This is a genomic window from Pseudobacteriovorax antillogorgiicola (assembly GCF_900177345.1).
GTDB classification, from domain to species: Bacteria; Bdellovibrionota_B; Oligoflexia; order Oligoflexales; family Oligoflexaceae; genus Pseudobacteriovorax; species Pseudobacteriovorax antillogorgiicola.
The window spans coordinates 1-1,668 of sequence record NZ_FWZT01000066.1; the positions used below are offsets into that span (position 1 = coordinate 1).

The following is a 1,668-nucleotide window of genomic DNA, read 5'->3' on the forward strand; positions in this document are numbered from 1 at the left end:
ATCTACGGAACTTTGGAACTCCAGAAACAAAATGATGTAAAGATCCCTATCATGCCACTTCGCCGTCCATATGATATCTGATTCACGCTTTCTCAACTTTTTAGTGACAAACTTTGGGCTTAAGGTATGCAAACTATCCCAATCGATATCATTTACCCAGGGCTGCTTGACGAAGTTTACCAGCAGGTCTCTCACCATCTTTGGATAGGAAAATAGCTGGGTGTAGGCTGGATCAAAAGGAATAACCGTAATAACCGTAACGGATACCTTTGAGCGTAATAACCGTAACGGATACCTTTGAGAGCAAAACCAGCACTTTATCAAAAAACACCCTAAAAACCCTAAGCAAACGAAGTCAAAGCAAAGAAATCAAGGCCTATGAAAAGACGAAGCAAAGAAATTCAATCCAACGCGGGAAAATTTCACATCGAAGATTATAAAATGACGAGTTATAAGCTAAGAAGACAATAGAGGGAATTGCAGATACAATATCTGCTGAATTTATCCTACTTGTAGCCAAGATCAAGCAGACGAAAGCCGAGGTATCAAGCGCCTTATCTTCCAAAAGTCATAACTACCAATTGAGTGAAGGTTCTCAAATACCTCACTTATATAGCCAGAAATCCGATTAAGAACAACCTCCAACCAATAACGAGCAAACTCCTGAACGGACCTTCCATGCAAAAGGCTAATCCCAAGAAGCTCACCCAACACAGAGTCATCTGAAACCAGGGGGTCGTCAAGTCCGCGCCATTTAAAAAATAGAGAGCTATAGCGATAGTTTTGAGCATTCTGGGGATCAACTAGCTTTGCTCGTACTGGATTGAGCCAGATATAGCCCACCGTGTTCAGAGCATAGCTCTCATCTTCGATCACCGGAGACTTGAAGCGATCCTCGATGGCTTGCCCTCGTCTTTTGAATGCTTGATTGATCACCTTAGCAATCGCTAGGTTGGTACTGTGCAGATATCGAGACAGGGTTTCTCGATCTGGGCTATACACAAGCAAATGCACATGATTACTCATGATCACCCAGTCAAATATATGAACATTAAAGGTCTCACGGTACTTTAAAAGAATCTGATAGACGCGCTTTTTCATCTCTGGCGAATGAAAGTAGAATTCCCGATTGTGACACCTGAAAGTCACGTGGAGTAATGAAGAAGGTTTCACGATGTCTTGTCTAGCTCGACCCATGGGACGAGATTAGCAAAAAGGTCCCATAGGGGCCAAAGACATAGACTCGATTCAGATATTTTTGGCCAGGTCTTCAATTTCCTCCAGCGATAGTTCGGTTGCCTCAGCAATCATGGCCTTATCGAGACCTTTCTGAAGAAGTGTCAGTGCTATCGCTAGTTGGGCCTCTTTTCTGCCCTCTACCTTGCCCTCTACCTTGCCCTCTATCTTGCCTTTTTCCTTTCCTTTAGCCTCGCCTCTGGCTTCTCCTCTGGCTTCACCCTCTGCAATCCAATTATCAATTTTTTTAGAAAGCATGATTTCAACCTCATCCAAACTTTTCACTTTAATCGAAGGATCTCTTTCCTCCGCCCGAGTCACGGCTGTTACATACGCGATAAATGCTTGAGCTATATCAGCAAATTCTGGAGAACTTTCCAAAACACGTTTCAACAGCAAGAACGTCGTGTACAGATTCTTATGGTCCGCCTG

Annotated in this window: 2 protein-coding genes and 1 pseudogene; all 3 read right to left on the minus strand. The window is 43.3% G+C overall.

The genetic code is table 11. The features are described from left to right. On the minus strand, positions 1–324 hold a 324-nt coding region (locus B9N89_RS31145), incomplete at its 3' end, for an Rpn family recombination-promoting nuclease/putative transposase (protein WP_143478326.1). A gap of 198 nt (positions 325–522) precedes the next feature. Then, positions 523–1,197, minus strand: coding sequence for a transposase (locus B9N89_RS31150; protein WP_143478327.1), 675 nt, complete (start codon positions 1,195–1,197; stop codon positions 523–525). A gap of 51 nt (positions 1,198–1,248) precedes the next feature. Beyond that, positions 1,249–1,668 (minus strand): annotated as a pseudogene (locus B9N89_RS32090) (hypothetical protein); the annotation flags it as partial.